This window comes from Streptomyces sp. IBSNAI002, from assembly GCF_052244475.1.
Lineage (GTDB): Bacteria > Actinomycetota > Actinomycetes > Streptomycetales > Streptomycetaceae > Streptomyces.
This window is the reverse complement of sequence record NZ_JBQPXG010000002.1, coordinates 1,919,625-1,942,707: the sequence shown is the minus strand read 5'-3', so window position 1 is coordinate 1,942,707 and position 23,083 is coordinate 1,919,625. Positions and strand designations below refer to the sequence as shown.

Below are 23,083 nucleotides of genomic sequence, written 5' to 3'. Positions count from 1 at the left end.
CGGGGCTGGGTTTGGTGGGGCTGCCCCTGGCCCTCGCGCCGCAAGCCCTGGCGGGGGTGGGTTTGGTGGGGGCTTGCGGCGCCGCAGGCGGTAGCGCGGCGCCGCAGGGGGTTACGCGGCTGTGGCGTGGTCCTGTTCGGCTTCCACTGCCGCGTTCCAGTCGCGCTTGATCGCGCGCCAGCCCTCGTCCGTTTCGCCCAGGCGCCAGTAGCCGGAGATCGACAGGCGTTCGCGGGCGACGCCGCGTTCCAGGCGGAGGTGGCGGCGCAGTTCCTTCACGAAGCCCGCCTCGCCGTGGACGAAGGCGTGGACGTCCGTGGAGGGGAACTCCAGGGCCATGACGGCCTCCACCAGGGCTTCGCCGATCGGGCGGTCGCCGCGGTGCAGCCAGACCGGGACGACCCCGTCCGGTGTGGCGACCTTCTGCTCGGCCGAGGGGCCGTCGATCTCCACGAAGGCGTGGACCCGCGCACCCGCCGGCATCCGCTCCATCGCCGCCGCGATCGCCGGCAGCGCGCTCTCGTCGCCGACCAGCAGGTGCCAGCCGGCCGTCGGGTCCGGGGCGTACGCGCCGCCCGGGCCGAGGAACCGTACGGCCTCACCCGGCTGGACCCGCGCCGCCCACGGGCCGGCCAGGCCCTCGTCGCCGTGCACGACGAAGTCGAGCGTCAGCTCGTGGTGCACGGCGTCCCAGTTCCGTACGGTGTAGGCGCGCTGCCTCGGCCACTGCGCCCGCGGGAAGTGGGCGCGGATCAGCTCCAGGTCCCACGGCTCGGGGTACGTGACCCCCAGCGGGGGGAACAGGATCTTGATGTAGTGGTCGGTGAACTCGCCCGCGCCGAATCCGGCCAGCCCGTCACCGCCCAGCACGATGCGCACCATGTGCGGTGTGAGCCGCTTGGTGCGTACGACGACGGCGGTGCCGACGGAACGGGCGCGTCCTTCTGCCACGGTGTCTCCCCTGACTCCCCTGAATCAACTTAGGATTACCTAAGTTAGCACCTCATGGCCGGAGCGCGCTGCTGAGCCGCGACACGGCTCCACCCAGACCCCACCGATGGGCGAGGGCGTCGACGAGTTCGGGCTGTGCCGGAGTGGCCGGAAGGGCCGCGTCGAACGGCGGGAGCGGGACGTCGGCGGCCACCTGGACCACCTTGGGAGCCACCGCCAGATAGGGGCGGGACTCGTCCAGCCGCTTGCGCTGTGTGGGTGTCAGCTTCGACTTCGGGTCGTCGACCGCCGCGATGATCCCGGCGAGCGAGCCGTAGGCGTCGAGGAGCTTCGCCGCCGTCTTCTCCCCGATGCCGGGGACGCCCGGCAGGCCGTCGCTCGGGTCTCCGCGCAGCAGGGCGAGGTCCGCGTACCCGGGGCCGTCCACCCCGTACTTCTCGCGCAGCCACGCCTCGTCGGTCACCTGGAGGGTGCCCACGCCCTTGAGCGGGTAGAGCACGCGCCGCTGCTTGGCGTCGTCCACCAGCTGGTACAGGTCACGGTCGCCCGTGACGATGTCCACCGGGCCGCTCGCGCGGGCGGTGAGGGTGCCGATCACGTCGTCCGCCTCGTAGCCGGCCACGCCCACGCGGGCGATGCCGAACGCGTCCAGCGCCGCCTCGATGATCGGGACCTGCGGGGCCAGCGTGTCGGGGGTCTCCTCCACGTCCGGCCCGGTCTCGGTCTCCACCGCGACCCGGTGGGCCTTGTACGAGGGGATCAGCTCCACCCGCCAGTGCGGCCGCCAGTCCGCGTCCATGCAGGCCACGAGGTCGTCGGGACGGTGGTCCTGGACCAGCCGGCCGATGAAGTCGAGCAGCCCGCGCACGGCGTTGACCGGAGTGCCGTCGGGGGCCTTCACGGAGTCCGGCACGCCGAAGTAGGCCCGGTAGTAGAGGGAGGCGGTGTCCAGGAGCATCAGGCGTCGTGTCGTCACGCAGATGATGATGCCGCAACGCCGCCGGCGGCCCCGCCGGGCGGCCACGGACCGTGAGCGATCCGGTACGGGAACGCCCGTGCACGCGAAACGGGGGGCGGTTGCTGCGTAAGGTGCTTACAGCACACCGATGTGCGACGGACAAGGGGAGGGCAGCCCCGAAATGAACGGCAGGGACGGCACGGACGGCCTGGACGACAAGAGCCCCGAGGACACGGCCATGGACAGGGACAAGGAAAAGGACAAGGACGGCAAGGAGCCGCTCCGGGTGGGCGTGGCCGTGCGCAAGCGGCGCCGCGCGCTCCATCTGACCCTTGCCGCCGTGTCGGCGCGCAGCGGGCTGTCGGTCCCGTTCCTGAGCCAGATAGAGAACGAGCGGGCCCGGCCCAGCATGCGGTCCCTTGAACGGGTCGCCGACGCGCTGGAGACCACCGCCGTCGAGCTGCTCGCCGCGTCCGACACCGCGCGCACGGTGGACCTCGTACGGGCCGGTGACGAATCCGGGCTCACACCGCTGCCGGGCGTACGGCCCCTGGTGCGCGGGCACCACCAGCTGCACGCCCTGGAGTTCACCGGGGACCAGGACGCCGGGCGCGAGTACCAGCACCGCAACGACGAGCTGATGTACGTGGTCGCGGGCGCCTGCCAGGTGGAGGCGGAGGGGCGGGCGTACCGGCTGGAGAGCGGCGACGCGCTGTTCCTGTCGGGAGGCGTACGGCACCGCTGGCGGGCCGTCACCGAGGACACCCGGATCCTGGTGGTGGCGGTGGGCGACCACATCCACGCGACCTCCGAGCCGCCGTCCCCGGGGCACTGAGCGGCGTGCGGCGGGTCGTCTCGCTGGTGCCGTCCCTGACCGAGGCGGTGGCCGGGAGCGCGCCGGGTCTGCTGGTCGGGGTCACGGACTGGTGCACCCACCCCGGGGACCTCGGGGGCGCCGTACGGATCGGGGGGACGAAGAACCCCGACGTACGCGCGATCACGGAGCTGCGCCCGGACCTGGTGATCGCCAACGAGGAGGAGAACCGGGCCCCGGACCTGGCGGCGCTCCGGGCGGCCGGGGTGGAGGTGCTGGTCACCGAGGTGCGCGACCTGCCGCAGGCCCTGCGCGAGCTCGACCGGCTGCTGGTGGGGGTGCTGGGGCTGGCGAGGCCGGGGTGGCTCGCGGACGCCGAGGCCGCGTGGGCCCGGGTGGAGCCGGCCGCCGGGCTCAGGGCCTTCGTACCGGTGTGGCGGCGGCCGTGGATGGTGCTGGGCCGGGACACCTTCGCGGGCGATCTGCTCGCCCGGCTGGGCGTGCGCAACGTCTACGCCGGGCACCGCGAGCGGTATCCGAGGATTCCGGTGGAGGAGCTCGCGGCCGCGGGCTGCGATCTGGTGGTGCTCCCGGACGAGCCGTACCGCTTCACGGCGCAGGACGGCCCGGAGGCCTTCCCCGGCCTGCCGGCGGCCCTGGTCAGCGGACGGCACCTGACCTGGTACGGACCCTCTCTGGCCGAGGCGGCGCAGGTGCTGGCGGACGCCGTGCGGGCGGCGCGCTGAGCGGCCGAGCGCCGCTGTGCGATCCCGGCCGGACGGCCCGTGGTCTTCCCGCTGCTCAACCTAGCGGGCGGCGAGCAGGCGGCCTGAGAAGAGGCCGCGCAGGGTGTGGGTGGCGGCCAGGAGCCAGGCGGTCAGCAGGCCGAGGAACAGGGCCGCGGCGAGCCAGGAGAAGGCGGTCAGGCCGGTGTGGCGGGCCAGTCCGGCGGCGCCGGTGACACAGGTGCCGACGGGGAAGGTCAGGGCCCACCAGGTCATCGCGAAGCCCATGCCGCCCCGGGCGGCCCGCACCAGCATGGCCGCGGCGAGGGCCAGCCACAGCAGGGCGAAGCCCATCACGGGGACCCCGTAGACGACCGCGAAGGCACCGAGGGCGCCGGCGTAGGGGGCGCCGATCGACCGGGGGGCCATGTCGGCGAGCTGGTTCACGGCGGTGGTGGACTGGCCGAGGGGGCCGAGCACCAGGAACAGGGTGGGGGTCAGGGCCAGGGGGAGGGGGCCGCCCACGATCAGCCGGCCGAAGACCAGGGGGAGCATCAGCAGGGTGGCGAGCAGGCTGATGCCGAACATGGCGTAGCAGGCGAGCAGCATGGCCTCGCGGGGCTGGCCGGCGGGCAGGTGGGGTATCAGCAGGGGGCCGAGGGCCGCGGAGACCATGGGGGCGACCAGGGGGAGCAGCCAGACGGGGGTCGCCTGCCTGGCCTCGACCTTGTGGCGGACCACCATCAGGTAGGGCACCACCACGGCCATGACCAGGCCGATCGCGGTGCCGCCGGTGAACAGCACGGCGTCGACGGCCACGGCCGCGCCGGTCCCGATCAGGTCCTTGCCGACGATGAGGGTGCCGCCGCCGACGGCCAGCAGGGCCATCGAGAGGCACCCGTAGAAGGGGGCCACGGCGGGGTCGAGGAGATGGGCGCGGGCCTGGTCGCGGTGGTGGAGCCAGTGTCCGGCGCGGGCGGTGAGCAGCACGGCGAGTGCGGCGGCGGACAGCGCCCAGACGAGCTGGCAGGCCACGCGCTGGCCGGGGAGCTGGTACGGGAGGGTGGCGCCGGCGTTGGCGATGATGGCCGTGCCCATGACCGAGGCGTACCAGTTGGGGCCGAGGTGGCGCAGCGCGGGGGCCTTGTGGGTCCGGGGCGCGAGGTTGATGACGGTGCGGGGTCGCACGGTGGTGGTGGCCATGGGTCCAGCGTCCCGTCGTCCAGGGCCGGACGGCAGAGGCCGCACGTCTATAAGGCCATAAACTGATGTTATGGGTAACGAGGAGACGGTTCCGCTCGCACACCGCGTGCCGGACCTGGGGGCGCTGGAGCTGCTGCTCGCGGTGGCGCGCGTGGGGAGCCTGAGCGGTGCGGCCCGGCGGCTGGGGATCACGCAGCCCGCGGCCAGCAGCCGGATCCGGGCGATGGAGACCCGGCTCGGCGTGGCCCTGGTGGACCGCTCCCCGCGCGGCTCCACGCTCACGGCGGAGGGGGCGCTCGTCACGGACTGGGCGCGGCGGGTGGTGGAGGCCGCCGAGGCCTTCGACGCGGGGGCGCAGGCGCTGCGCGGGAAGCGGGATTCGCGGCTCCGGGTGGCGGCCAGCATGACCATCGCCGAGTACCTGCTGCCCGGCTGGCTGATCGCCCTGCGCGGGGAGCGCCCCGACACGGCGGTGTCCCTGCACGCCGGGAATTCGGCGGACGTGGCCCAGCGGGTCCTGGCGCACGAGGCCGACCTCGGGTTCGTGGAGGGGATGGGCGTTCCCGACGGGCTGGACTCCGCCGTCATCGCGCAGGACCGGCTGGTGGTGGCGGTGGCCCCCTCGCACCCCTGGGCCCGGCGCTCGAAGGGGGTGGAGGCGGCGGAACTCGCCGGGAGCCCGCTGATCCTGCGCGAACGCGGCTCGGGCACGCGGCAGGTCCTGGACGCCGCGCTGGCCGCGTCCGGGGGACTGGCGCAGCCGCTGCTGGAGCTGGCCTCGACCACCGCCGTCAAGGCGGCGGCGCTGAGCGGGGCCGGGCCGTGCGTCCTGTCGGAGCTGGCCCTGGTGGACGAGCTGGCGGCCCGCCGGCTGGTGGAGGTGCCCGTCCCGGGCGCCGCCCTGGCCCGCGCCCTGCGCGCCGTCTGGCCGACGGGCTCCCGCCCGGCGGGCCCGGCGCGGGACCTGCTGTCGCTGACCCGGCGGCGGGCGTAGGCGGCCTGGGCCGATCGGGCGAGGGCTGATCCCTCCAGGAGTACGGGGCGCCGGGGCGCGAGGCAGGCCCGCCGGCGGCGGCAGCGGCAGAGAGGCCCGCCCGGGCTCCCGGCCCCCGGCGGCGCGGGCGCGGACCACGCCCGGGCACCGGACGGTGCGCCGCAGGGCGGAGACGGCTGGTCTGGGGGACGCTGCTTCCCCCTCTGTACGGGCGGCATCGGCACGGCACGGACCGGCCGCGGGACCCGGAGCCCGGAAGGGCTCGGGGCGCCGCGGCCGGTGGTGCGTCAGGGAGCGGACACGGGGACCGGGACGTGCTCCAGACGGAGCGCTCCGGCCGCCGCGATGAACGAGGCCATCACCCGGGTGTCCTTGTCCCGCTCCGGGTGCCACTGGACGCCTACCACCCAGCGGGAGCGGTCGGGGTCCTCGATCGCCTCCACCGTGCCGTCGTCCGCGTACGCCGAGACCACCAGGTCCCGGCCCAGCCGGTCCACCGCCTGGTGGTGGTACGTCGGGACCTCCGCCTTCTCGGGGACCAGCTCCGCGTACCGGGTGCCCGGCACGGGGCTGACCGGGTGCCAGGAGGTGACGCCCGGGGTGTGGACGTGGCCGTCGATGTGCTGGATCAGCGTGCCGCCGAGGACCACGTTCAGCGCCTGCATGCCCCGGCAGATCCCCAGCACCGGGGTGCCCGCCTCCAGGGCCGCGTCGATCAGCGCGAGCTCCCACTCGTCGCGCACGGTCGCGGCGGGGCCCGTGCGGGGGTCGCGCGGGGCGCCGTAGCGGATCGGGTCCACGTCCGGGCCGCCCGCGACGACCAGGCCGTCCACCCGGCTCAGCACCTCCGCCGCCCGCTCCGGTTCGTCCGGCGGCAGCAGTACGGCCGCGCCGCCCGCCGCCTGGACCAACTCGTAGTACCCGGAGGGGACGAGGGACGTGGGCAGGTCCCACACGTTGTAGCGGGTGGATTCCTCCACATAGGTGGTGATGCCGATGAGCGGCCGTGGCACGGGCTTTACCTCCGTGGGGCGGGAAGCGGGAAGAGGGATGTACGGCAGGAGTCAGTCGCGGGTCAGTTCCGCCTCGGCCTTCGCCAGCGCCGCGAACTCCTCCTCGGGAGCCGAGGCTACGAGGTGGTGCCGACTGTAGAGCGCGAAATAGGCCAGGGCGACGCCGTACACGGCCAGTGCGATGAATGCCGCGTCCTTGTCCACCAGGAAGGTGGCGACCAGGGCCGACAGGGCGAGCGCGAAGGCCACCGACGAGGTCAGGACGCCGCCGGGGGTGCGGTACGGCCGCTCCAGGTGCGGCTCCCGGCGGCGGAGCACGATGTGCGAGAGGGCCATCAGGGCGTAGGAGATGGTCGCGCCGAACACCGCGATGTTGAGCATGCGGGCGCCGTTGCCGGTGGCCGCGGCGAGCGCGAAGCCGATCGCGCCGGGGATGACCAGGCCCAGGTACGGGGCCTTGCGGCTGGAGGTCAGCGACAGGAAGCGGGGCAGGTAGCCGGCCCGGGAGAGGGCGAAGAGCTGGCGCGAGCCCGCGTAGATGAGGGAGAAGAAGGAGGCCACCAGGCCGGCGAGGCCCGCGTAGTTCACGAAGCGGCTCAGGGCGGTCGGGCCGCCGTCGCCTTCCAGCGCGACGACGAGCGGGTTGCCGGCGGACTTGACCGCGTCCGCGCCCTGCGCGCCGGTCGCCGCGAAGAAGGTGATCAGGGCCAGCAGGGCGAGGACGCCCATGGAGATGGCCAGGGCCTTGGGCATGGAGCGGACCGGGTCCTTGGCCTCCTCGGCCGCCAGCGGTACGCCCTCCACGCCCAGGAAGAACCACATGCCGAACGGGAACGCGGCCCAGATGCCCAGGACGCCCAGCGGCAGCCAGGAGTTCGAGCCGAAGGCGCTCGCGTCGACCGGGATGTCGTTCAGGCGGTCGGCGCTGAACTCGGTGAAGGCGCCCACGGCGAAGATCAGCAGCGCGGCGACGGCGATCGCGGTGACGACGAGGCTGAAGCGCAGGGCTTCGCCGACGCCCCAGAGGTGGACGCCGATGAAGATCACGAAGCAGCCGAGGTAGACCGGCCAGCCGGAGGTGAGGCCGAAGAGGCCGAGGGACTCGACGTAGTCGCCGATGAAGATGACGATCGCGGCCGGGGCCAGGATGTACTCGATCAGGATGGCGGTGCCGGTGAGGAAGCCGCCCCAGGGGCCGAGGGCGCGGCGGGCGAAGCCGTAGCCGCCGCCCGCCGTGGGCAGGATGGTGGAGAGCTCCGCCAGGGAGAAGACCAGGCAGGCGTACATGGCGCCCATCAGGACGGTGGCGATGGCGAGACCGCCGAAGCCGCCCTTGTCGAGGCCGACGTTCCAGCCGGAGAAGTCGCCGGAGACCACGTAGGCGACGCCGAGGCCGGTCAGCAGCAGCCAGCCGGCGCTGCCGCGGCGCAGCGTGCGGCGTTCCAGGTAGTCGTCCGCGCCTGCGTCGCCGCCCTCGGTGGACTTGGTGGGTGCGGGTACGGCGCTCAGCCGTGCCTCGATGTCGTCGGCCATCGTGCGCTCCTGCCTCAGGGCAATGGTTGTGGGGCGTACCTTTGCCGCAGAGCGGTGGAGAGCGCAAGACCTCTGCGTTAAACAGAAGTTACGAAACCCTCGCGACGGGGCCGCCGGGCCGGCCGGGTCACGCGAGGAACCCCCGCAGCAGCGCCGCCGTGCCGCAGCAGTGCTCGCGCATCGTCTCGCGGGCCCCGGCCGCGTCCCGCTCCAGTACGGACTCCACCAGTGCGGTGTGCTGCTGCTGCGAGTGCTCCAGGTTGCGCACCAGCAGCGGGATGCAGTCCAGCAGGTCGTTGACCGTGGCCCGGACGGCGGCGTACTGGGCCGTCAGGGTGGCGGATCCGGCCAGTTCGCACAAGGTCAGGTGGAAGAGGGTGTCCTGGCGGCGGTAGTCGGCCAGCGGGGCGTCGTGGGTGGCTGCCAGCGCGCCGAGCAGCCGTTCGGCGCCCTCCTCGGCCAGCCCCTGCGAGGCGCACAGGCCGGCCGCCCCCACCTCCAGGACCTCGCGGAAGCGCAGCACGTCCTCGATGTCCACCCCCGCGACACGCCGGCGCAGCTCCTCCTCGGCGCCGCCCGCCGGGGTGTCCGGCCGGGGCAGCACGAACGTTCCGCCGTACCGGCCGCGCCGCGCCTCCACCAGCCCCTGGTCCTGCAGGACCTTCAGCACCTCGCGCAGGGTGACCCGGCTGATCCCCATCCGTTCGGCCAACTCACGCTCGGGCGGCAGCCGTTCGCCGCCCGGCACCAGGCCCAGCCGGACCACCTGGAGGATCTGCTCGAGCGCCTCCTCGAAACCGTTGCCCGCGCGCACCTGCCGCAGCACGGGATTCAGCCGCGCGATCGCGCCACCCTCGCTCGCCGTGTCGGTCATCTTGGCTCCTCCCCTTCCCAAGCAATGGTTCTATTCAATACCTTAGGCCTCCTCGGCTCACCGAAGGAGAGATTCCCGTGGTAGACCGCAAGCCGCCGCTGACGATCGAGGAGCTCCGCTCCCTGGTCGCCGGCGGTGAGATCGACACAGTCGTCCTGGCCTTCCCCGACATGCAGGGGCGCCTCCAGGGCAAGCGGTTCGCCGCACAGTTCTTCCTCGACGAGGTCCTCGCGCACGGCACCGAGGGCTGCAACTACCTCCTCGCCGTCGACACGGACATGAACACCGTCGACGGATTCGAGATGTCCTCCTGGGACCGGGGCTACGGCGACTTCGCCATGCACCCCGACCCCGCCACCCTGCGCCGCATCCCCTGGAACCCCGGCAGTGTCTTCCTCCTCGCCGACCTCGCCTGGCACGACGGCACGCCCGTCGTCGCGGGCCCCCGCCAGATCCTGCGCCGCCAGCTCGAGCGCCTGGCCGAGCACGGGTACACCGCGATGGTCGGCACCGAGCTGGAGTTCATGGTCTTCCAGGACACCTACGAACAGGCCTGGAACGCCAACTACCGCGGCCTGACCCCCGCCAACCAGTACAACATCGACTACTCCGTCCTCGGCACCGGCCGCATCGAACCCCTGCTGCGCCGCATCCGCAACGAGATGCAGGCCGCGGGCCTGATCGTCGAGTCGGCGAAGGGGGAGTGCAACCTCGGCCAGCACGAGATCGCCTTCCGCTACGACGAGGCGCTGACCACCTGCGACCAGCACGCCGTCTACAAGACCGGAGCGAAGGAGATCGCCGCCCAGGAGGGCGTCTCGCTCACCTTCATGGCCAAGTACGACGAGCGCGAGGGCAACTCCTGCCACATCCACCTCTCCCTGGCCGACGCCGACGGACGCAACGCGATGGCCGCCCGGGACGGGGACGGCGATGACCAGGGACTCGGCATGTCACCGGTCATGCGGCACTTCCTGGCCGGACAGCTCGCCGCGCTGCGCGACTTCTCCCTTCTCTACGCCCCGAACATCAACTCGTACAAGCGTTTCCGGCCGGGATCCTTCGCGCCGACCGCCGTCGCCTGGGGCGTGGACAACCGGACCTGCGCCCTGCGCGTCGTCGGCCACGGCCGCTCCATGCGCTTCGAGAACCGCCTGCCCGGCGGCGACGTCAACCCCTACCTCGCCGTCGCGGGCCTGGTCGCGGCCGGCATCCACGGCATCGAGAACCGCCTGGAACTGCCCGAGGTGTGCACGGGCAACGCCTACACCGCCGACTACGCGCACGTCCCGGCGACCCTGCGCGAGGCCGCCGAACTGTGGGAGAACAGCGAGATCGCCAAGGCCGCCTTCGGCCCCGAGGTCGTCGCCCACTACCGGAACATGGCCCGCGTGGAACTCGACGCGTACGACTCCGCGGTCACCGACTGGGAGCTGCGCCGCTCCTTCGAACGCCTGTAACCCACCGAACCGACCGAACGTCTGTGAGGCACCACGTGTCCGATGTGCTGGCCCCCCTCCCCCTAGAGGTGCTGAATCCGGCCACCGAGGAAATCGTCGCCATCGTCCCGGCCGCCACACGGGACGACGTCGACGCCGCCGTCGCCAGAGCCGCCGCGGCCCAGCGCGGCTGGGCGGCGGCGGCCCCCGCCGAACGGGCCCGGGTGCTGCGCCGCTTCGCCGCCGTCGTCGACGGCCACATCGAGGAACTGGCCGCGCTGGAGGTCCGCGAAGCCGGGCACACCATCGGCAACGCCCGCTGGGAGGCCGGCAACGTACGCGACCTGCTCGACTTCGCCGCCGGGGGAGTGGAACGGCTCTCCGGCCGCCAGATCCCCGTCGCCGGCGGCATCGACGTCACGTTCCTCGAACCCCTCGGCGTCATCGGCGTGATCGCCCCCTGGAACTTCCCGATGCCCATCGCGGCCTGGGGCCTGGCCCCGGCCCTCGCCGCGGGCAACGCCGTCATCCTCAAGCCCGCGGAGACCACCCCGCTCACCGCGCTGCGCCTCGCCGAACTCGCCCTCGAAGCCGGGATCCCCGAGCACCTCTTCCAGGTGCTCCCCGGCCACGGGGCGGTCGCGGGCGACGCACTCGTCGAGCACCCCGGCGTAGCCAAGATCGTCTTCACCGGATCCACCCGCGTAGGCAAGCAGATCATGGCCAAGTGCGCCGACCGGGTGAAGCGCGTCACCCTCGAACTCGGCGGCAAGAGCCCCAACATCGTCTTCGCCGACGCAGACCTGGAAGCCGCCGCGGCCGCCGCGCCCATGGCCTTCCTCGACAACACCGGCCAGGACTGCTGCGCCCGCACCCGGATCCTCGTCCAGCGCTCCGTCTACGACCGCTTCCTGGAACTCGTCGCCCCCGGCATCGAATCCGTGGCCGTCGGAGACCCCCTCGACGAGAAGACCCAGATGGGCCCGCTCATCTCGCGCACCCAGCTGGAGCGCGTCCGGTCCTACGTCACCGCCGACCTGACCGCGATCCGCGGCAAGGCCCCCGAGGGCCCCGGCTTCTGGTACCCGCCGACCCTGGTCACCGACGTCGCCCCCACCGCGCCCGTCGCCGCCGAGGAGGTCTTCGGACCGGTCGCCGTCGTCCTGCCCTTCGAGGACGAGGAGGACGCCGTACGCCTCGCCAACGCGACCGAGTACGGCCTCTCCGGCTCCCTCTGGACCCGCGACATCGGCCGCGCGCTGCGCGTCTCGCGGGCCGTCGCCGCCGGCAACCTGTCCGTCAACTCCCACAGCAGCGTCCGCTACTGGACCCCCTTCGGCGGCTACAAGCAGTCCGGCCTCGGCCGGGAGCTCGGACCCGACGCCCTCACCGCTTTCACCGAGACCAAGAACGTCTTCATCAGCACGGAGGCCTGAACCATGACCAGCCAGAGCACTGAAGAGATCGTCTGCCGCCGCCTGGTCGGCCGTACCGCCGTCATCACCGGAGCCGGCAGCGGCATCGGCCTCGCCACCGCCCGCCGGCTGGCCTCCGAGGGCGCCAACGTCGTCTGCGGCGACATCGACGAGACGGCCGGCAAGGCCGCGGCGGAGGAGGTCGGCGGCACCTTCGTGAAGGTCGACGTGACCAGCCCCGAGGAGGTCGAGGCCCTCTTCAAGGCGGCGTTCGACACCTACGGCTCCGTCGACATCGCCTTCAACAACGCGGGCATCTCGCCGCCGGACGACGACTCGATCCTCACCACCGGCCTGGAGGCCTGGAAGCGCGTCCAGGACGTCAACCTCACCTCCGTCTACCTGTGCTGCAAGGCCGCCCTCCCCTACATGCAGCGCCAGGGCCGCGGCTCCATCATCAACACCGCCTCCTTCGTCGCCATCATGGGCGCCGCCACCTCGCAGATCTCCTACACCGCCTCCAAGGGCGGCGTGCTGGCCATGTCCCGCGAGCTCGGCGTGCAGTTCGCCCGCGAGGGAATCCGCGTCAACGCGCTCTGCCCGGGGCCGGTCAACACCCCGCTCCTCCAGGAACTGTTCGCCAAGGACCCGGAGCGCGCCGCCCGCCGGCTCGTGCACATCCCGCTGGGCCGGTTCGCCGAGCCCACCGAGATCGCCGCCGCCGTCGCCTTCCTCGCCAGCGACGACTCCTCCTTCATCAACGCGACCGACTTCCTGGTCGACGGCGGCATCTCCGGCGCGTACGTCACCCCGCTGTAGCCCGCCCGGCCACCCGCCCACCCGGCCGCAGCCCGCCCAGCACAGCCGGGCACCGCGAGGTGCCCGGCTGTCCCGTTTCCCGATGCCCGTGTCCCGAAGTACGCGAAGCACCCGAAGCACCCGAAGACACCGAGGAGCAGCATGCACAGAAGATGGGCGGCCCCCCTCGCCCTCGTGGCCGCCACCGGCTCCGGACTCCTCCTGGCACCACCCGCCCACGCCGGACAGGCCGCCTGCCCCCGGGTGACGATCGGCGCCGGCTGGTACGGGGACAACCAGGCCCGCCTCCAGCGGCTCGTCGACCGGTACGGCCGCTGCTCCCCCCACCGCACCGGCGGCCACACCAAGCCCGTCGCCGTCTTCGACTGGGACAACACCGTCGTCAAGAACGACGTCGGTGACGCGACCATGTTCTGGCTGCTGCGCAACGGCAGGATCCGCCAGCCCGCCCGCGGGGACTGGACCACCACCAGCCGCTTCCTCACCCCCGCCGCCGCCACGGCGCTGGCCGCCGCCTGCGGACCGCTCGCCCGCCCCGGCACACCGCTGCCCACGGGCACCCCCGGCGGCGCGCCCTGCGCCGACGAGATCAACAGCGTGTACGGCGCCGCCGCCACCCGGACCGGGGCCGCCGCGTTCGCCGGCTGGGACCGCCGCACGACCGAGCCCTCGTACGCCTGGCTGCCGCAGCTGATGCAGGGCTGGACCGCCCGCGAGGTCCGCGGCTTCGCCGCCGCCGCCCGCACCGACAACCTCGCCGCGCCCGTCGGCGCCGTGCAGAAGGTCGGCAGCGGCACCGCCACCGGCTGGGTCCGCTACTACGACCAGCAGAAGGACCTGGTGCGCGGCCTCCAGAAGGCCGGTTTCGACGTCTGGATCAGCTCGGCCTCGCCCCAGCCGGTCGTGGAGGTGTGGGCCGAGGGCGTCGGCATCGACGCGGACCACGTGATCGGCGTACGCAACACCATCGGGCGGGACGGGAAGTTCACCGCCCGCCTCCAGGGCTGCGGATCGGTCCGGGACGGCGCCGACACGATGATCACGTACATCGACGGCAAGCGCTGCTGGATCAACAAGGAGATCTTCGGCGTGCGCGGCGCCGCCGCCGAGCGGGTCCAGCCCGCCGCCCGCCGGCAGGTGTTCGCCGCGGGCGACTCCGACACGGACATCTCGTTCCTGCGCGACGCCACCGCCCTGCGGCTCGTCGTCAACCGCAACAAGAACGAGCTGATGTGCCGGGCGTACGACAACGCCGACGGCCGCTGGATCGTCAACCCCATGTTCATCGAGCCGAAGAAGCAGAAGGCCACCCCGTACCCGTGCGCCACGACCGGCTACGTCGACCGCGACGGCGCCGCCGGCCCGGTCCTGCGGGACGACGCGAGCGTCGTCCCGGACCAGGCGGACTCGGTCTTCTAGAGGAAGGTGCGGCCCTCGCCCCGGTAGGTCGGGGCGGCCGCCGTCACCCGGTCGCCCTCCACCAGGTGCAGGGTGTCGAAGCGCTCGCACAGCTCGCCCGCCTTCGCGTGGCGGAACCAGACCCGGTCGCCGATCAGCAGATCGTCGGCCGGGCTGCCGAGCAGCGGTGTCTGCACCTCGCCGGCGCCCTCCTGCGCGTCGTAGCGCAGCCCCTGCGGCAGGTACGGGACCGGCAGCCGGTCCGCGCCGGGCGCGCCCGAGGCGGGGTAACCGCCGCCGAGCACGGTCACCACGCCCACCCCGGGCCTGCGCACCACAGGCTGCGCGAACAGCGCCGCGGGCCGCCCGCTGAACGAGGTGTAGTTGTCGAACAGCCGCGGCAGGAACAGCCCCGACCCGGCGGCGATCTCGGTCACCGCCTCCTCGGCGGCCGTCTGCGCGACACTGCCCGTCCCGCCGCCGTTGACGAACTCCAGGTCCGGCACCACCTCCCGCACGGCCCGCACCACCTCGGCCCGCCGCGCCGCCAGCTCCTTGCGGGCCGCGCCCTGCATCAGCCGGATCGCCCGCGACCGCACCGGCCGCCCGGCCAGCGCGTCCCCGACCCCGGCGACGTGACCCTCGTAGGCCATCAGCCCGACGACCCGGAACCCGGGCCGGGCGGCGACCGCACGGGCCAGCTCCGCCAGCTGTGCGGGCTCCCGCAACGGCGACCGGCGCGCCCCGACCCGCACCCGCCCGCCCAGCAGCCGCAGCGAGGTGTCCAGCTCCAGACAGACCCGGATCTCCTGCGCACCGCCGTCCCGCGACCGGTCGATGAGGTCCAGCTGCGCCACGTCGTCCACCATGACGGTGACCGCGGCGGCCGGCTTCGGATCGCCCGCCAGCTCGGCGAACCCGCCGCGGTCGGCGGACGGATAGGCGAGCAGTACGTCCTCGAACCCGGACCGGGCCAGCCACAGCGACTCGGCGAGGGTGTACGACATGATCCCGGCGAACCCGGGACGCGCCAGGACCCGTTCGAGCAGCGCGCGGCAGCGGACGGACTTGCTGGCCACGCGGACGGGCTTGCCGCCGGCCCGGCGCACGAGGTCGTCGGCGTTGGCGTCGAACGCCTCGAGGTCCACGATGGCCAGCGGAGCGTCCAGGTGCGCGGTCGCCCGGTCGTAGCGGGCGCGATCGGCGGCGGGGGAGTTCATGGCGGGAGCTTGCCAGACGCGTCTACCGATGGGTAGGGGTCCGGGACCGCCCGGCCGCCGCCCCCTCGGGGCTCCGCCGGGCCGCGAGGACCGTAGAGTACGGGCAGGCAGCCGTACGGAACGGGGGGCGGAGCCGCACGATGACCACCACGACACCGCGGACCGCGGTCCTGGGCGAGCCCGACCCGCCCCCGGAACCCGGCCAGAGACCGCCCCTCCTCCCCGCACCGCCGCGCCGCCGCCCCGGACGGGTCCTCGCCGCCGCGCTGTGCGCCCTCCTCGGCCTCGGGCTCGCCGGCGGTGCCGCAGCCGACGCCTGGCTCGAACACCGTGCGGCGCACCGTCCGTTGTCCGCCGCCGCCGTCTACCGCGAGGCCGGGTCGCTGTGGCGGTCCGCCCCCGTGGACACCCTCTTCCCGCCGGTCCTCGCCGGCCCCGCGGCCGGCCCCGGCGGATCGAACCGCATCTGGACCCGGATCGCGGTCGCCCCGGACGCCGACTGCGCGGCCGCCCTCGCCCCGGACTGGCAGGGCCTGCTCGCCCCCACCGGCTGCACGCGCGTGCTGCGCGCCACCTACACCGACGCCACCCGCAGCTCCCTGATCACCGCCGGCATGGTCTTCACCCCCGCCGACGCCCCCGCGATGGCCGCCCTCACCGGCCGGTTCACCGCCCCGCCCGCGTACGGGTTCACCGACGGCCAGCGCGCCGCCTGGACCGCGTCCGTCATCGACAAGGCCCCCGTGGTCGTCTACGCCGTCTCCTCCTTCGCCGACGGCCGCCTCCAGGACGCGCCCCGCCCCGCGGAGGACGTCATGAAGAAGGACGCCACCGGAGCCGTGGCCCAGGCCGGGCTCGGGCATGAGGCCAAGGCCGTCGCCGACCGCATCGGCAACGGCGTGGCCCTGCTCGCCGACCCGCCCGCCCCGCCCTCCCCGGAGGCCTCCCGATGACCTCCCGCCGGGCGCTCGTCCGGGGCGCCGCCGCCCTGGCCGCCGCCGCCGTCCTGACGGCCGCCACCGCCTCCCCGGCCGCCGCCGACGCCATCCGCGACCGCCAGTGGGGGCTCCTGGCCCTGCGCGCCGAAGAGGCCTGGGGCACCACCCGCGGCGACGGGGTCACCGTCGCCGTACTGGACACCGGAGTGGACGGCTCCCACCCCGACCTGTCCGGACAGGTCCTCGAGGGCACCGACCTCATCGGCATGGGCGCTGGCCGCGGCGACCGCTCCTGGGCCCGCCACGGCACCGCCATGGCCAGCATCATCGCCGGGCACGGCCACGGCTCCGGCCGCGACCAGGGCGTCCTCGGCATCGCCCCGCAGGCCAAGATCCTGCCGGTCCGGGTGATCCTGGAAGAGGGCGACCCGGGCCGCGCCCAGGCCCGCGACAGCAAGGGCGGCGCGCTGGCCGAAGGCATCCGCTGGGCCGCCGACCACGGTGCCGACGTCATCAACCTGTCCCTCGGCGACGACAGCGACTCCGCCCACCACGAGGCGGGGGAGGACGAGGCCGTCCAGTACGCCCTCTCCAAGGGCGTGGTCGTCGTCGCCTCCGCGGGCAACGGCGGCGAGAGCGGCGACCGCGTCTCCTACCCGGCCGCCTACCCCGGGGTCATCGCCGTCGCCGCCGTCGACCGGCGCGGCCGGAAGGCCAAGTTCTCCACCCGCAACTGGTACGCCACCGTCAGCGCCCCCGGTGTCGACGTGGTCATCGCCGACCCCGACCGCTCGTACTACGAGGGCTGGGGCACCAGCGCCGCGGCGGCCTTCGTCTCCGGCGCCGTCGCCCTCGTCAAGGCCGCCCACCCGGACCTCTCCCCGGCCCAGATCAAGAAGCTGCTGGAGGACACCGCCTCCGACAGCCCGGCCGGCGGCCGCGACGACGCCCGCGGCCACGGCATGGCCGACCCCGTCGCCGCCCTCCAGGTCGCCGAGGCCATGCTGCCGGAGCCGCCGGTCCCCGCGCCCGCCGCACCCGAGAAGCCGTACTTCGGCCCCGGGCCCGAACCGGTCCGCCCGCCCGAGCGCGAAGCCCGCCTCGGCGCCCCGGAGGCCGCGGCCGCCGGTGCCGTGCTCCTCGTACTGGCCGCCGTACTGGCCCGCCGGCCGCGGCGCGGGACCCGGTCCAGGCGCGGCCGGCACCCCTGACCCCGCCGTCGCGCCCGGCACAGTAGGGTCGGGTAACTGTGGCGAACATGGCGAACAAGAACATTCCCGACCCGGGCTTCTCCGACGACGACGGCTCGGCCGACCCCCGGCTGAGCGCGGCCCTGGCCGCGTGGTCCGAGGACCGGTCGCACGAGCCGGAGGTGCTGGCGGCCCTGAAGGACGCCCGCCTGCTGGTCCCCGTCGTCGCCGTCCTCGGCGAGGTGGAGACCGACCCGGAGACCGGGCTGAGGCGCGAGAAGACCAGCGACATGGCCGTCCCGACGCTGCGCGCGGGCGACCGGCGGGCGCTGCCCGCCTTCACCTCCATCGCCTCGCTCGCCCTGTGGGACCCGGCGGCCCGGCCCGTGGCGGTACCGCTGCACCAGGCGCTGGCCGCCGCCGCGCACGAGAAGGCCGACACGGTGGTCCTGGACCTGGCCGGCCCGGTCACCTACCAGCTCACCGGCTCCGCCCTCCTCGCGCTGGCCGAGGGCCGTACGCAGGCGGGACCGCTGGCCGATCCGGCCGTACGGGAGGCGGTACGGGCCGCCGTGGCGGCGGAGGGAGCCGTCCTGCGCGCCTACCTCGGCCCCGGCGGGGCGGACTCCGACGGCACGCTCGCGATCGTCCCGGCCGAGGCCGGCCAGGCCCAGCCGGTGGCCCGCCGGGTCGCCGAGGCCCTGGCGGCGGACGTGACCCTGCGGGCCCGGCTGGTGCGCGGACTGGACCTGGCCCTGCTGCCGCCGGACGCCCCGGCCCCGCCCGGCGAGGCGCTGTTCACCCGCTGAGCCGCCGCGGCACGACGTACGCCGTGCGTCGTACGACGAAAGCGGCGGGGGTCCCGGGAACGCGTCCCGGAACCCCCGCCCCTCGGCGTACGGCGGGTGGGCTCAGCCGAAGACGGGGCCCGTGAACTTCTCGCCCGGCCCCTGGCCCGGCTCGTCCGGGACGAGCGAGGCCTCGCGGAAGGCGAGCTGGAGCGACTTCAGGCCGTCCCGCAGCGGGGCGGCGTGGAAGGAGCTGATCTCGGTGGCGCTCGCGGTGACCAGGCCGGCCAGGGCCGTGATCAGCTTGCGGGCCTCGTCGAGGTCCTTGTGCTCGGAGTCGGGCTTGTCCAGGCCCAGGTTGACGGCCGCGGCGCTCAGCAGGTGCACGGCCACCGTGGTGATGACCTCGACGGCGGGGACGTCCGCGATGTCGCGGGTCATGGCGTCGTAGTCGGGCGATCCGGGTGCGGTGTCGGCGGAGGTGTCGGCGGGGAGGCTCGCGTCAGTCATGCTCCACACGATAAGCCGGGCGCCGCGGACCCCCGACCGGAGCACCAGGTGAGCGGCTCTGGCGCGGAATGCTATATTGGGCTACGACCGGCCGGAGACCTACGTCCCCGGCCCACAAGTGGAGGCTCCGATCTCCCACCCGACCACCCTCCGGGGCGGCGGGTCACCGGTCAGGCGGCATCCATCGTTCCGTACGGACGATGGAAAGCTGCCCGAGTCTGCGCCCCGCGGTTCGCACGCGGCGGTGCTCCGGTCGTTTTTGGAGCCCCTGCCTGTGCCCGGCGGGGCTTTTTTCATTCTCCCGCCGCGGTCGGTCTGACGGAAATACACGTCAGCGGCTGTCTGCCAGGCAGCCGTGTGGTGCTACCGAGGAGGATCCATCAGCACCGAGCCCCGCATCAACGACCGGATTCGCGTTCCCGAGGTACGACTCGTCGGTCCCAGCGGCGAGCAGGTCGGCATCGTGCCGCTTGCCAAGGCGCTTGAGCTCGCGCAGGAGTACGACCTCGACCTGGTCGAGGTCGCGGCGTCCGCACGCCCGCCGGTCTGCAAGCTCATGGACTACGGCAAGTTCAAGTACGAGTCGGCCATGAAGGCCCGTGAGGCGCGCAAGAACCAGGCGCACACGGTCATCAAGGAAATGAAGCTCCGGCCGAAGATCGACCCGCACGACTATGACACCAAGAAGGGTCACGTCGTTCGGTTCCTCAAGCAGGGCGACAAGGTCAAGATCACGATCATGTTCCGTGGTCGCGAGCAGTCCCGGCCGGAGCTCGGCTACCGACTGCTGCAGCGCCTGGCTTCGGACGTCGAGGACCTCGGGTTCATCGAGTCGAACCCGAAGCAGGACGGCCGAAACATGATCATGGTCCTCGGTCCGCACAAGAAGAAGACCGAGGCGATGGCCGAAGCCCGCGAGGCGCAGGCCGCCCGCAAGGCGGAGCGCCAGGGTGTAGCCGCCACCGACGAGGAGGCTCCTTCCGAGGGGACCGCCGAGGCCGAGGCGACCACCGAGGATGCCGACGTCACCGAGGCCGCCGCCGACGAGGCGAACGCCGAGGCCTGATTCCGGGGCAGCCTGTCCCAGATCACCGACACAACATGACGCTCCCGCCGCCGGTCCCGAACCGGGCCGGTGGGAGCGCCACCGACGAGGAGATAACGGCGCTATGCCGAAGAACAAGACGCACAGCGGGACCAAGAAGCGCTTCAAGATCACCGGCTCCGGCAAGGTGCTCCGCGAGCGCGCCGGCAAGCGCCACCTGCTCGAGCACAAGTCGTCCCGCGTCACCCGTCGCCTCACCGGCAACGCGGAGATGGCCCCCGGCGACGCCGCGAAGATCAAGAAGCTTCTCGGCAAGTGATGTTCTCCGCTCCCGCGCCGGGAGCGGATGAGCGTCAAGACCGGGACCCCATCGAATTCGGGCCGTGTGAAGACAACCACGGCCCCGCTACAAGGAGTTAAAAAGTGGCACGCGTCAAGCGGGCAGTAAACGCCCACAAGAAGCGCCGGGCAATCCTCGAGGCGGCCTCCGGCTACCGCGGTCAGCGTTCGCGCCTGTACCGCAAGGCCAAGGAGCAGGTCACCCACTCGCTGGTCTACAACTTCAACGACCGCAAGAAGCGCAAGGGCGACTTCCGTCAGCTGTGGATCCAGCGCATCAACGCCGCTGCCCGCCAGAACGGCATGACGTACAACCGCCTCATCCAGGGTCTGAAGGCCGCCAACATCGAGGTGGACCGCAAGATCCTCGCCGAGCTGGCCGTCAACGACGCCAACGCGTTCGCCGCGCTGGTCGAGGTCGCCCAGAAGGCCCTCCCGGCCGACGTCAACGCCCCCAAGGCTGCTGCGTAAGGCCAGGCCGGCCGCGTAACAGCAGTCGGCACCCTCGGACCCGCAGGCGATTCGCCTGCGGGTCCGAGTGCTTTCCCCGCACCGTCCGCGCCCCGCGCGCCCCGCACCCCGAGAGAGAACCGCAGAGACCATGGCTGACCTGGGTCATCCCGAGCTGATCTCCCCCCGATCCCCGCGGGTGGCCGCCGCCAGGCGACTGGCGCGGCGCAACTTCCGCACCAAGGAGCGCCGGTTCATCGCCGAAGGCCCCCAGGCGGTCCGCGAGGCCGTCGAGCACCGCGGGGCCGAGGGGACGTCGACCCTGATCGAGCTGTTCGCCACCGTCGAGGCCGCCGAGCGCTACACCGAGATCATCGACGCCGCGCTGGCCGCCGGCGCCCGGGTGCACTACGCCTCCGACGAGGTGCTCGCCGAGGTCTCGCAGACCGTCACCCCGCAGGGCCTCGTCGGGGTCTGCCACTTCCTCGACTCCCCCTTCGAGGGCATCCTGGCGGCCCGCCCCAAGCTCGTCGCCGTCCTCGCGCACGTCCGCGACCCCGGCAACGCCGGTACCGTGCTGCGCTGCGCGGACGCCGCCGGAGCCGACGCCGTCGTGCTGACCGACGCCTCCGTGGACTTGTACAACCCCAAGTCCGTACGCGCCTCCGTGGGCTCCCTCTTCCACCTCCCGGTCGCGGTCGGCGTCCCGGTCGAGCAGGCCGTCGAGGGGCTGCGCGCGGCGGGCGTACGGATCCTCGCGGCCGACGGGGCCGGCCAGGACGACCTCGACGCCGAGCTGGACGCGGGCACCATGGGCGGCCCGTCCGCCTGGGTCTTCGGCAACGAGGCCTGGGGCCTGCCCGAGGAGACCCGGGCCCTCGCGGACGCCGTCGTACGGGTCCCGATCCACGGCAAGGCCGAGAGCCTGAACCTGGCCACGGCCGCCGCGGTGTGCCTGTACGCCTCCGCGCGAGCACAGCGGGCGCCCGGAGGGTGCCGCTCTGTGACCCCCAGCTAGTAATGTGGCGGCCCGGGGGCCCACTGCGCTACTCGGAGATGTGGGGTACGGGGACATGACCGTCGGTACGAACAGCTCACCGGGGGCCGCGGGGGCCGCGCACGCGGCCGAGGCGCGGTACCGGGGCGCCCCCGAGCCCCCGGCCACCGTCGCAGGGCTGCCCGGCGTACCGCCACAGGCGGCTCCGCCCGCCGCGGGCGCCGACCGCGCACCGACGCAGCCCGCCCTGGCCGCAGACCGCGCCCCGGCACCGCCCGCTCCCTCGCCGCCGCCCGCCTCTCCGGCGCCCTCCGCCCGACCGGCACCGGCTTCTCCTCCGCCCGGCCCCGGCTCCGCCCACGGTGCCCCCGGCGAAGGCTTCGGCTTCGGCGTGGACCCCGACGAGCTGCCCGACGGGCTCGTCGTCGCCGACGACACCGGGACGGTGATCTGTTTCAACGCCGCCGCCGCCCGGATCACCGCACTCGCCGCCGGCCAGGCGCTCGGCACCCGCATCGACAGCGCGCTGCCCCTCGAGGACCTCGAAGGCCGCCGCTGGTGGACGCTGACCGACCCCTACGGGGGCCTCGCCACCCGCCGCGGGCAGCCCGAGCGGAACCTGCTGCTCCCCGGCGGCCGCGAGGTGCTCGTCTCCGCCAGCTACATCCGCACGCACCCCACCGGCCCCCTGCGCCGCCTCGTCGTCACCCTGCGCGGCACCGAGGCCCGGCGCCGCACCGAGCGCAGCCACGCCGAGCTGATCGCCACCGTGGCGCACGAGCTGCGCTCCCCGCTGACCTCCGTCAAGGGGTTCACCGCGACCCTGCTCGCCAAGTGGGAGCGGTTCACCGACGACCAGAAGCGGCTGATGCTGGAGACCGTCGACGCCGACGCCAACCGCGTCACCCGGCTCATCGCCGAGCTCCTCGACATCTCCCGCATCGACTCCGGACGGCTCGAGGTGCGCCGCCAGCCGGTGGACATCGCCACCGCCGTCGCCCGGCACGTCCAGGCGCTCACCGCGAACGGCCAGGCCCCCGAGCGGTTCCTCGTACGGGTGAGCCGGCCCCTCCCCGATCTGTGGGCCGATCCCGACAAGATCGACCAGATCCTCGGCAACCTCCTCGAAAATGCGGTGCGCCACGGAGACGGAACGGTCACCATCGACGTATCGCCGCATGAGAAGGGAACCGCCGTCACCGTGACCGACGAAGGCCCCGGAATCCCCGAGGAGTCGATGGGCCGTGTCTTCACCCGCTTCTGGCGGGGGAGCAAGCGCGGCGGCACCGGCCTGGGCCTGTACATCGTCAAGGGCATCGTCGAGGCCCACGGCGGCACCATCGCGGTCGGCCGCGGCCCCGGCGGCGGCGCCGAATTCCGATTTATCCTGCCCGTGAGCGCCCCGGCCTACCTCACGCAGTAGCACTGCGGAGCGTCTTGCCAGGCGGCCCACGGGCTCCTTCACCCCCG

General features: G+C 73.5%; 23 protein-coding genes. 15 read left to right on the top strand and 8 right to left on the bottom strand.

What is annotated here, in order from left to right:
* Positions 1-111: 111 nt before the first annotated feature.
* Both ACTVZO_RS09510 and ACTVZO_RS09505 read right to left on the bottom strand, forming a co-directional pair.
* Positions 112-951 carry a siderophore-interacting protein gene (locus tag ACTVZO_RS09510; RefSeq protein ID WP_443297965.1) on the bottom strand — a complete coding sequence of 280 codons (840 nt, stop codon included), beginning with the start codon at positions 949-951 and terminating at the stop codon, positions 112-114.
* A 52-nt stretch (positions 952-1,003) separates the two neighbouring features.
* Positions 1,004-1,909, bottom strand: a complete 906-nt coding sequence (locus ACTVZO_RS09505) for a 5'-3' exonuclease (protein WP_443303096.1) — start codon at positions 1,907-1,909, stop codon at positions 1,004-1,006.
* Between the two features lie 238 nt (positions 1,910-2,147).
* Here ACTVZO_RS09505 and ACTVZO_RS09500 point away from each other — a divergent pair, with 238 nt between their 5' ends.
* Positions 2,148-2,744 (top strand): helix-turn-helix domain-containing protein, encoded by a 597-nt coding sequence (locus ACTVZO_RS09500; RefSeq protein ID WP_443303095.1) that lies wholly within the window; start codon positions 2,148-2,150, stop codon positions 2,742-2,744.
* 5 nt (positions 2,745-2,749) lie between these two features.
* Positions 2,750-3,469: a helical backbone metal receptor gene (locus ACTVZO_RS09495; protein ID WP_443297964.1), complete on the top strand. Its 720-nt coding sequence runs from the start codon at positions 2,750-2,752 to the stop codon at positions 3,467-3,469.
* 60 nt (positions 3,470-3,529) lie between these two features.
* On the opposite strand, the gene ACTVZO_RS09490 is transcribed toward ACTVZO_RS09495, so the two are convergent.
* On the bottom strand, positions 3,530-4,651 hold the full coding sequence (locus tag ACTVZO_RS09490; RefSeq protein ID WP_443297963.1) for a TDT family transporter: 1,122 nt from the start codon (positions 4,649-4,651) through the stop codon (positions 3,530-3,532).
* A gap of 70 nt (positions 4,652-4,721) precedes the next feature.
* On the opposite strand from ACTVZO_RS09490, the gene ACTVZO_RS09485 reads away from it, so the two are divergent.
* Positions 4,722-5,645: a LysR family transcriptional regulator gene (locus ACTVZO_RS09485; protein WP_443297962.1), complete on the top strand. Its 924-nt coding sequence runs from the start codon at positions 4,722-4,724 to the stop codon at positions 5,643-5,645.
* 287 nt (positions 5,646-5,932) lie between these two features.
* Here the strand turns inward: ACTVZO_RS09485 and ACTVZO_RS09480 are convergent, their stop codons facing one another.
* The 3 genes from ACTVZO_RS09480 to ACTVZO_RS09470 all read right to left on the bottom strand — a co-directional run bounded on the left by ACTVZO_RS09480 (position 5,933) and on the right by ACTVZO_RS09470 (position 9,065).
* Positions 5,933-6,658, bottom strand: coding sequence for a gamma-glutamyl-gamma-aminobutyrate hydrolase family protein (locus tag ACTVZO_RS09480; RefSeq protein WP_443297961.1), 726 nt, complete (start codon positions 6,656-6,658; stop codon positions 5,933-5,935).
* 51 nt (positions 6,659-6,709) lie between these two features.
* Positions 6,710-8,191, bottom strand: coding sequence for an ethanolamine permease (gene eat, locus ACTVZO_RS09475; RefSeq protein WP_443297960.1), 1,482 nt, complete (start codon positions 8,189-8,191; stop codon positions 6,710-6,712).
* A 127-nt stretch (positions 8,192-8,318) separates the two neighbouring features.
* The gene (locus ACTVZO_RS09470) at positions 8,319-9,065 is read right to left on the bottom strand and encodes a FadR/GntR family transcriptional regulator (RefSeq protein ID WP_443297959.1); all 747 of its coding nucleotides are present in this window, start codon (positions 9,063-9,065) and stop codon (positions 8,319-8,321) included.
* 77 nt (positions 9,066-9,142) lie between these two features.
* Here ACTVZO_RS09470 and ACTVZO_RS09465 point away from each other — a divergent pair, with 77 nt between their 5' ends.
* The 4 genes from ACTVZO_RS09465 to ACTVZO_RS09450 all read left to right on the top strand — a co-directional run bounded on the left by ACTVZO_RS09465 (position 9,143) and on the right by ACTVZO_RS09450 (position 14,157).
* Positions 9,143-10,525 carry a glutamine synthetase family protein gene (locus ACTVZO_RS09465; RefSeq protein ID WP_443297958.1) on the top strand — a complete coding sequence of 461 codons (1,383 nt, stop codon included), beginning with the start codon at positions 9,143-9,145 and terminating at the stop codon, positions 10,523-10,525.
* Positions 10,526-10,548: 23 nt separating this feature from the next.
* A complete protein-coding gene (locus ACTVZO_RS09460) occupies positions 10,549-11,940 on the top strand; it encodes an aldehyde dehydrogenase family protein (RefSeq protein WP_443297957.1) in 1,392 nt (463 codons plus the stop codon).
* A 3-nt stretch (positions 11,941-11,943) separates the two neighbouring features.
* Positions 11,944-12,738, top strand: coding sequence for a 3-oxoacyl-ACP reductase (locus ACTVZO_RS09455; protein ID WP_443297956.1), 795 nt, complete (start codon positions 11,944-11,946; stop codon positions 12,736-12,738).
* Positions 12,739-12,879: 141 nt separating this feature from the next.
* Complete coding sequence (locus tag ACTVZO_RS09450; RefSeq protein ID WP_443297955.1) at positions 12,880-14,157, top strand: haloacid dehalogenase-like hydrolase; 1,278 nt, start codon at positions 12,880-12,882, stop codon at positions 14,155-14,157.
* Here the strand turns inward: ACTVZO_RS09450 and ACTVZO_RS09445 are convergent.
* Positions 14,154-15,356 carry an amino acid deaminase/aldolase gene (locus tag ACTVZO_RS09445; protein ID WP_443297954.1) on the bottom strand — a complete coding sequence of 401 codons (1,203 nt, stop codon included), beginning with the start codon at positions 15,354-15,356 and terminating at the stop codon, positions 14,154-14,156. The genes ACTVZO_RS09450 and ACTVZO_RS09445 overlap by 4 nt on opposite strands.
* Positions 15,357-15,496: 140 nt before the next feature.
* Between ACTVZO_RS09445 and ACTVZO_RS09440 the strand changes: the two genes are divergently transcribed.
* Genes ACTVZO_RS09440 through ACTVZO_RS09430 form a run of 3 tightly spaced genes read left to right on the top strand, consistent with a single transcriptional unit; the run spans position 15,497 to position 18,293 of the window.
* Positions 15,497-16,309: a hypothetical protein gene (locus ACTVZO_RS09440; protein WP_443297953.1), complete on the top strand. Its 813-nt coding sequence runs from the start codon at positions 15,497-15,499 to the stop codon at positions 16,307-16,309.
* Positions 16,306-17,505 carry a type VII secretion-associated serine protease mycosin gene (gene mycP / locus ACTVZO_RS09435; RefSeq protein WP_443297952.1) on the top strand — a complete coding sequence of 400 codons (1,200 nt, stop codon included), beginning with the start codon at positions 16,306-16,308 and terminating at the stop codon, positions 17,503-17,505. Before ACTVZO_RS09440 ends, mycP begins: the two co-directional genes overlap by 4 nt.
* A gap of 47 nt (positions 17,506-17,552) precedes the next feature.
* Positions 17,553-18,293 (top strand): SseB family protein, encoded by a 741-nt coding sequence (locus ACTVZO_RS09430; RefSeq protein ID WP_443297951.1) that lies wholly within the window; start codon positions 17,553-17,555, stop codon positions 18,291-18,293.
* Between the two features lie 102 nt (positions 18,294-18,395).
* On the opposite strand, the gene ACTVZO_RS09425 is transcribed toward ACTVZO_RS09430, so the two are convergent.
* A complete protein-coding gene (locus ACTVZO_RS09425) occupies positions 18,396-18,782 on the bottom strand; it encodes a DUF1844 domain-containing protein (protein ID WP_443297950.1) in 387 nt (128 codons plus the stop codon).
* 355 nt (positions 18,783-19,137) lie between these two features.
* Between ACTVZO_RS09425 and infC the strand changes: the two genes are divergently transcribed.
* From infC to ACTVZO_RS09400, 5 genes are all read left to right on the top strand, one after another.
* Entirely contained in the window at positions 19,138-19,848 is a 711-nt protein-coding gene (gene infC / locus ACTVZO_RS09420; protein ID WP_443297949.1) for a translation initiation factor IF-3, read from the top strand.
* A 103-nt stretch (positions 19,849-19,951) separates the two neighbouring features.
* The gene (rpmI, locus tag ACTVZO_RS09415; protein WP_054226107.1) at positions 19,952-20,146 is read left to right on the top strand and encodes a 50S ribosomal protein L35; all 195 of its coding nucleotides are present in this window, start codon (positions 19,952-19,954) and stop codon (positions 20,144-20,146) included.
* 104 nt (positions 20,147-20,250) lie between these two features.
* A complete protein-coding gene (gene rplT, locus ACTVZO_RS09410) occupies positions 20,251-20,637 on the top strand; it encodes a 50S ribosomal protein L20 (protein WP_007263143.1) in 387 nt (128 codons plus the stop codon).
* Positions 20,638-20,776: 139 nt separating this feature from the next.
* Positions 20,777-21,634 (top strand): TrmH family RNA methyltransferase, encoded by an 858-nt coding sequence (locus ACTVZO_RS09405; RefSeq protein WP_443303094.1) that lies wholly within the window; start codon positions 20,777-20,779, stop codon positions 21,632-21,634.
* Positions 21,635-21,689: 55 nt separating this feature from the next.
* The gene (locus ACTVZO_RS09400; RefSeq protein WP_443297948.1) at positions 21,690-23,036 is read left to right on the top strand and encodes a sensor histidine kinase; all 1,347 of its coding nucleotides are present in this window, start codon (positions 21,690-21,692) and stop codon (positions 23,034-23,036) included.
* The last annotated feature ends 47 nt before the right edge of the window (positions 23,037-23,083 follow it).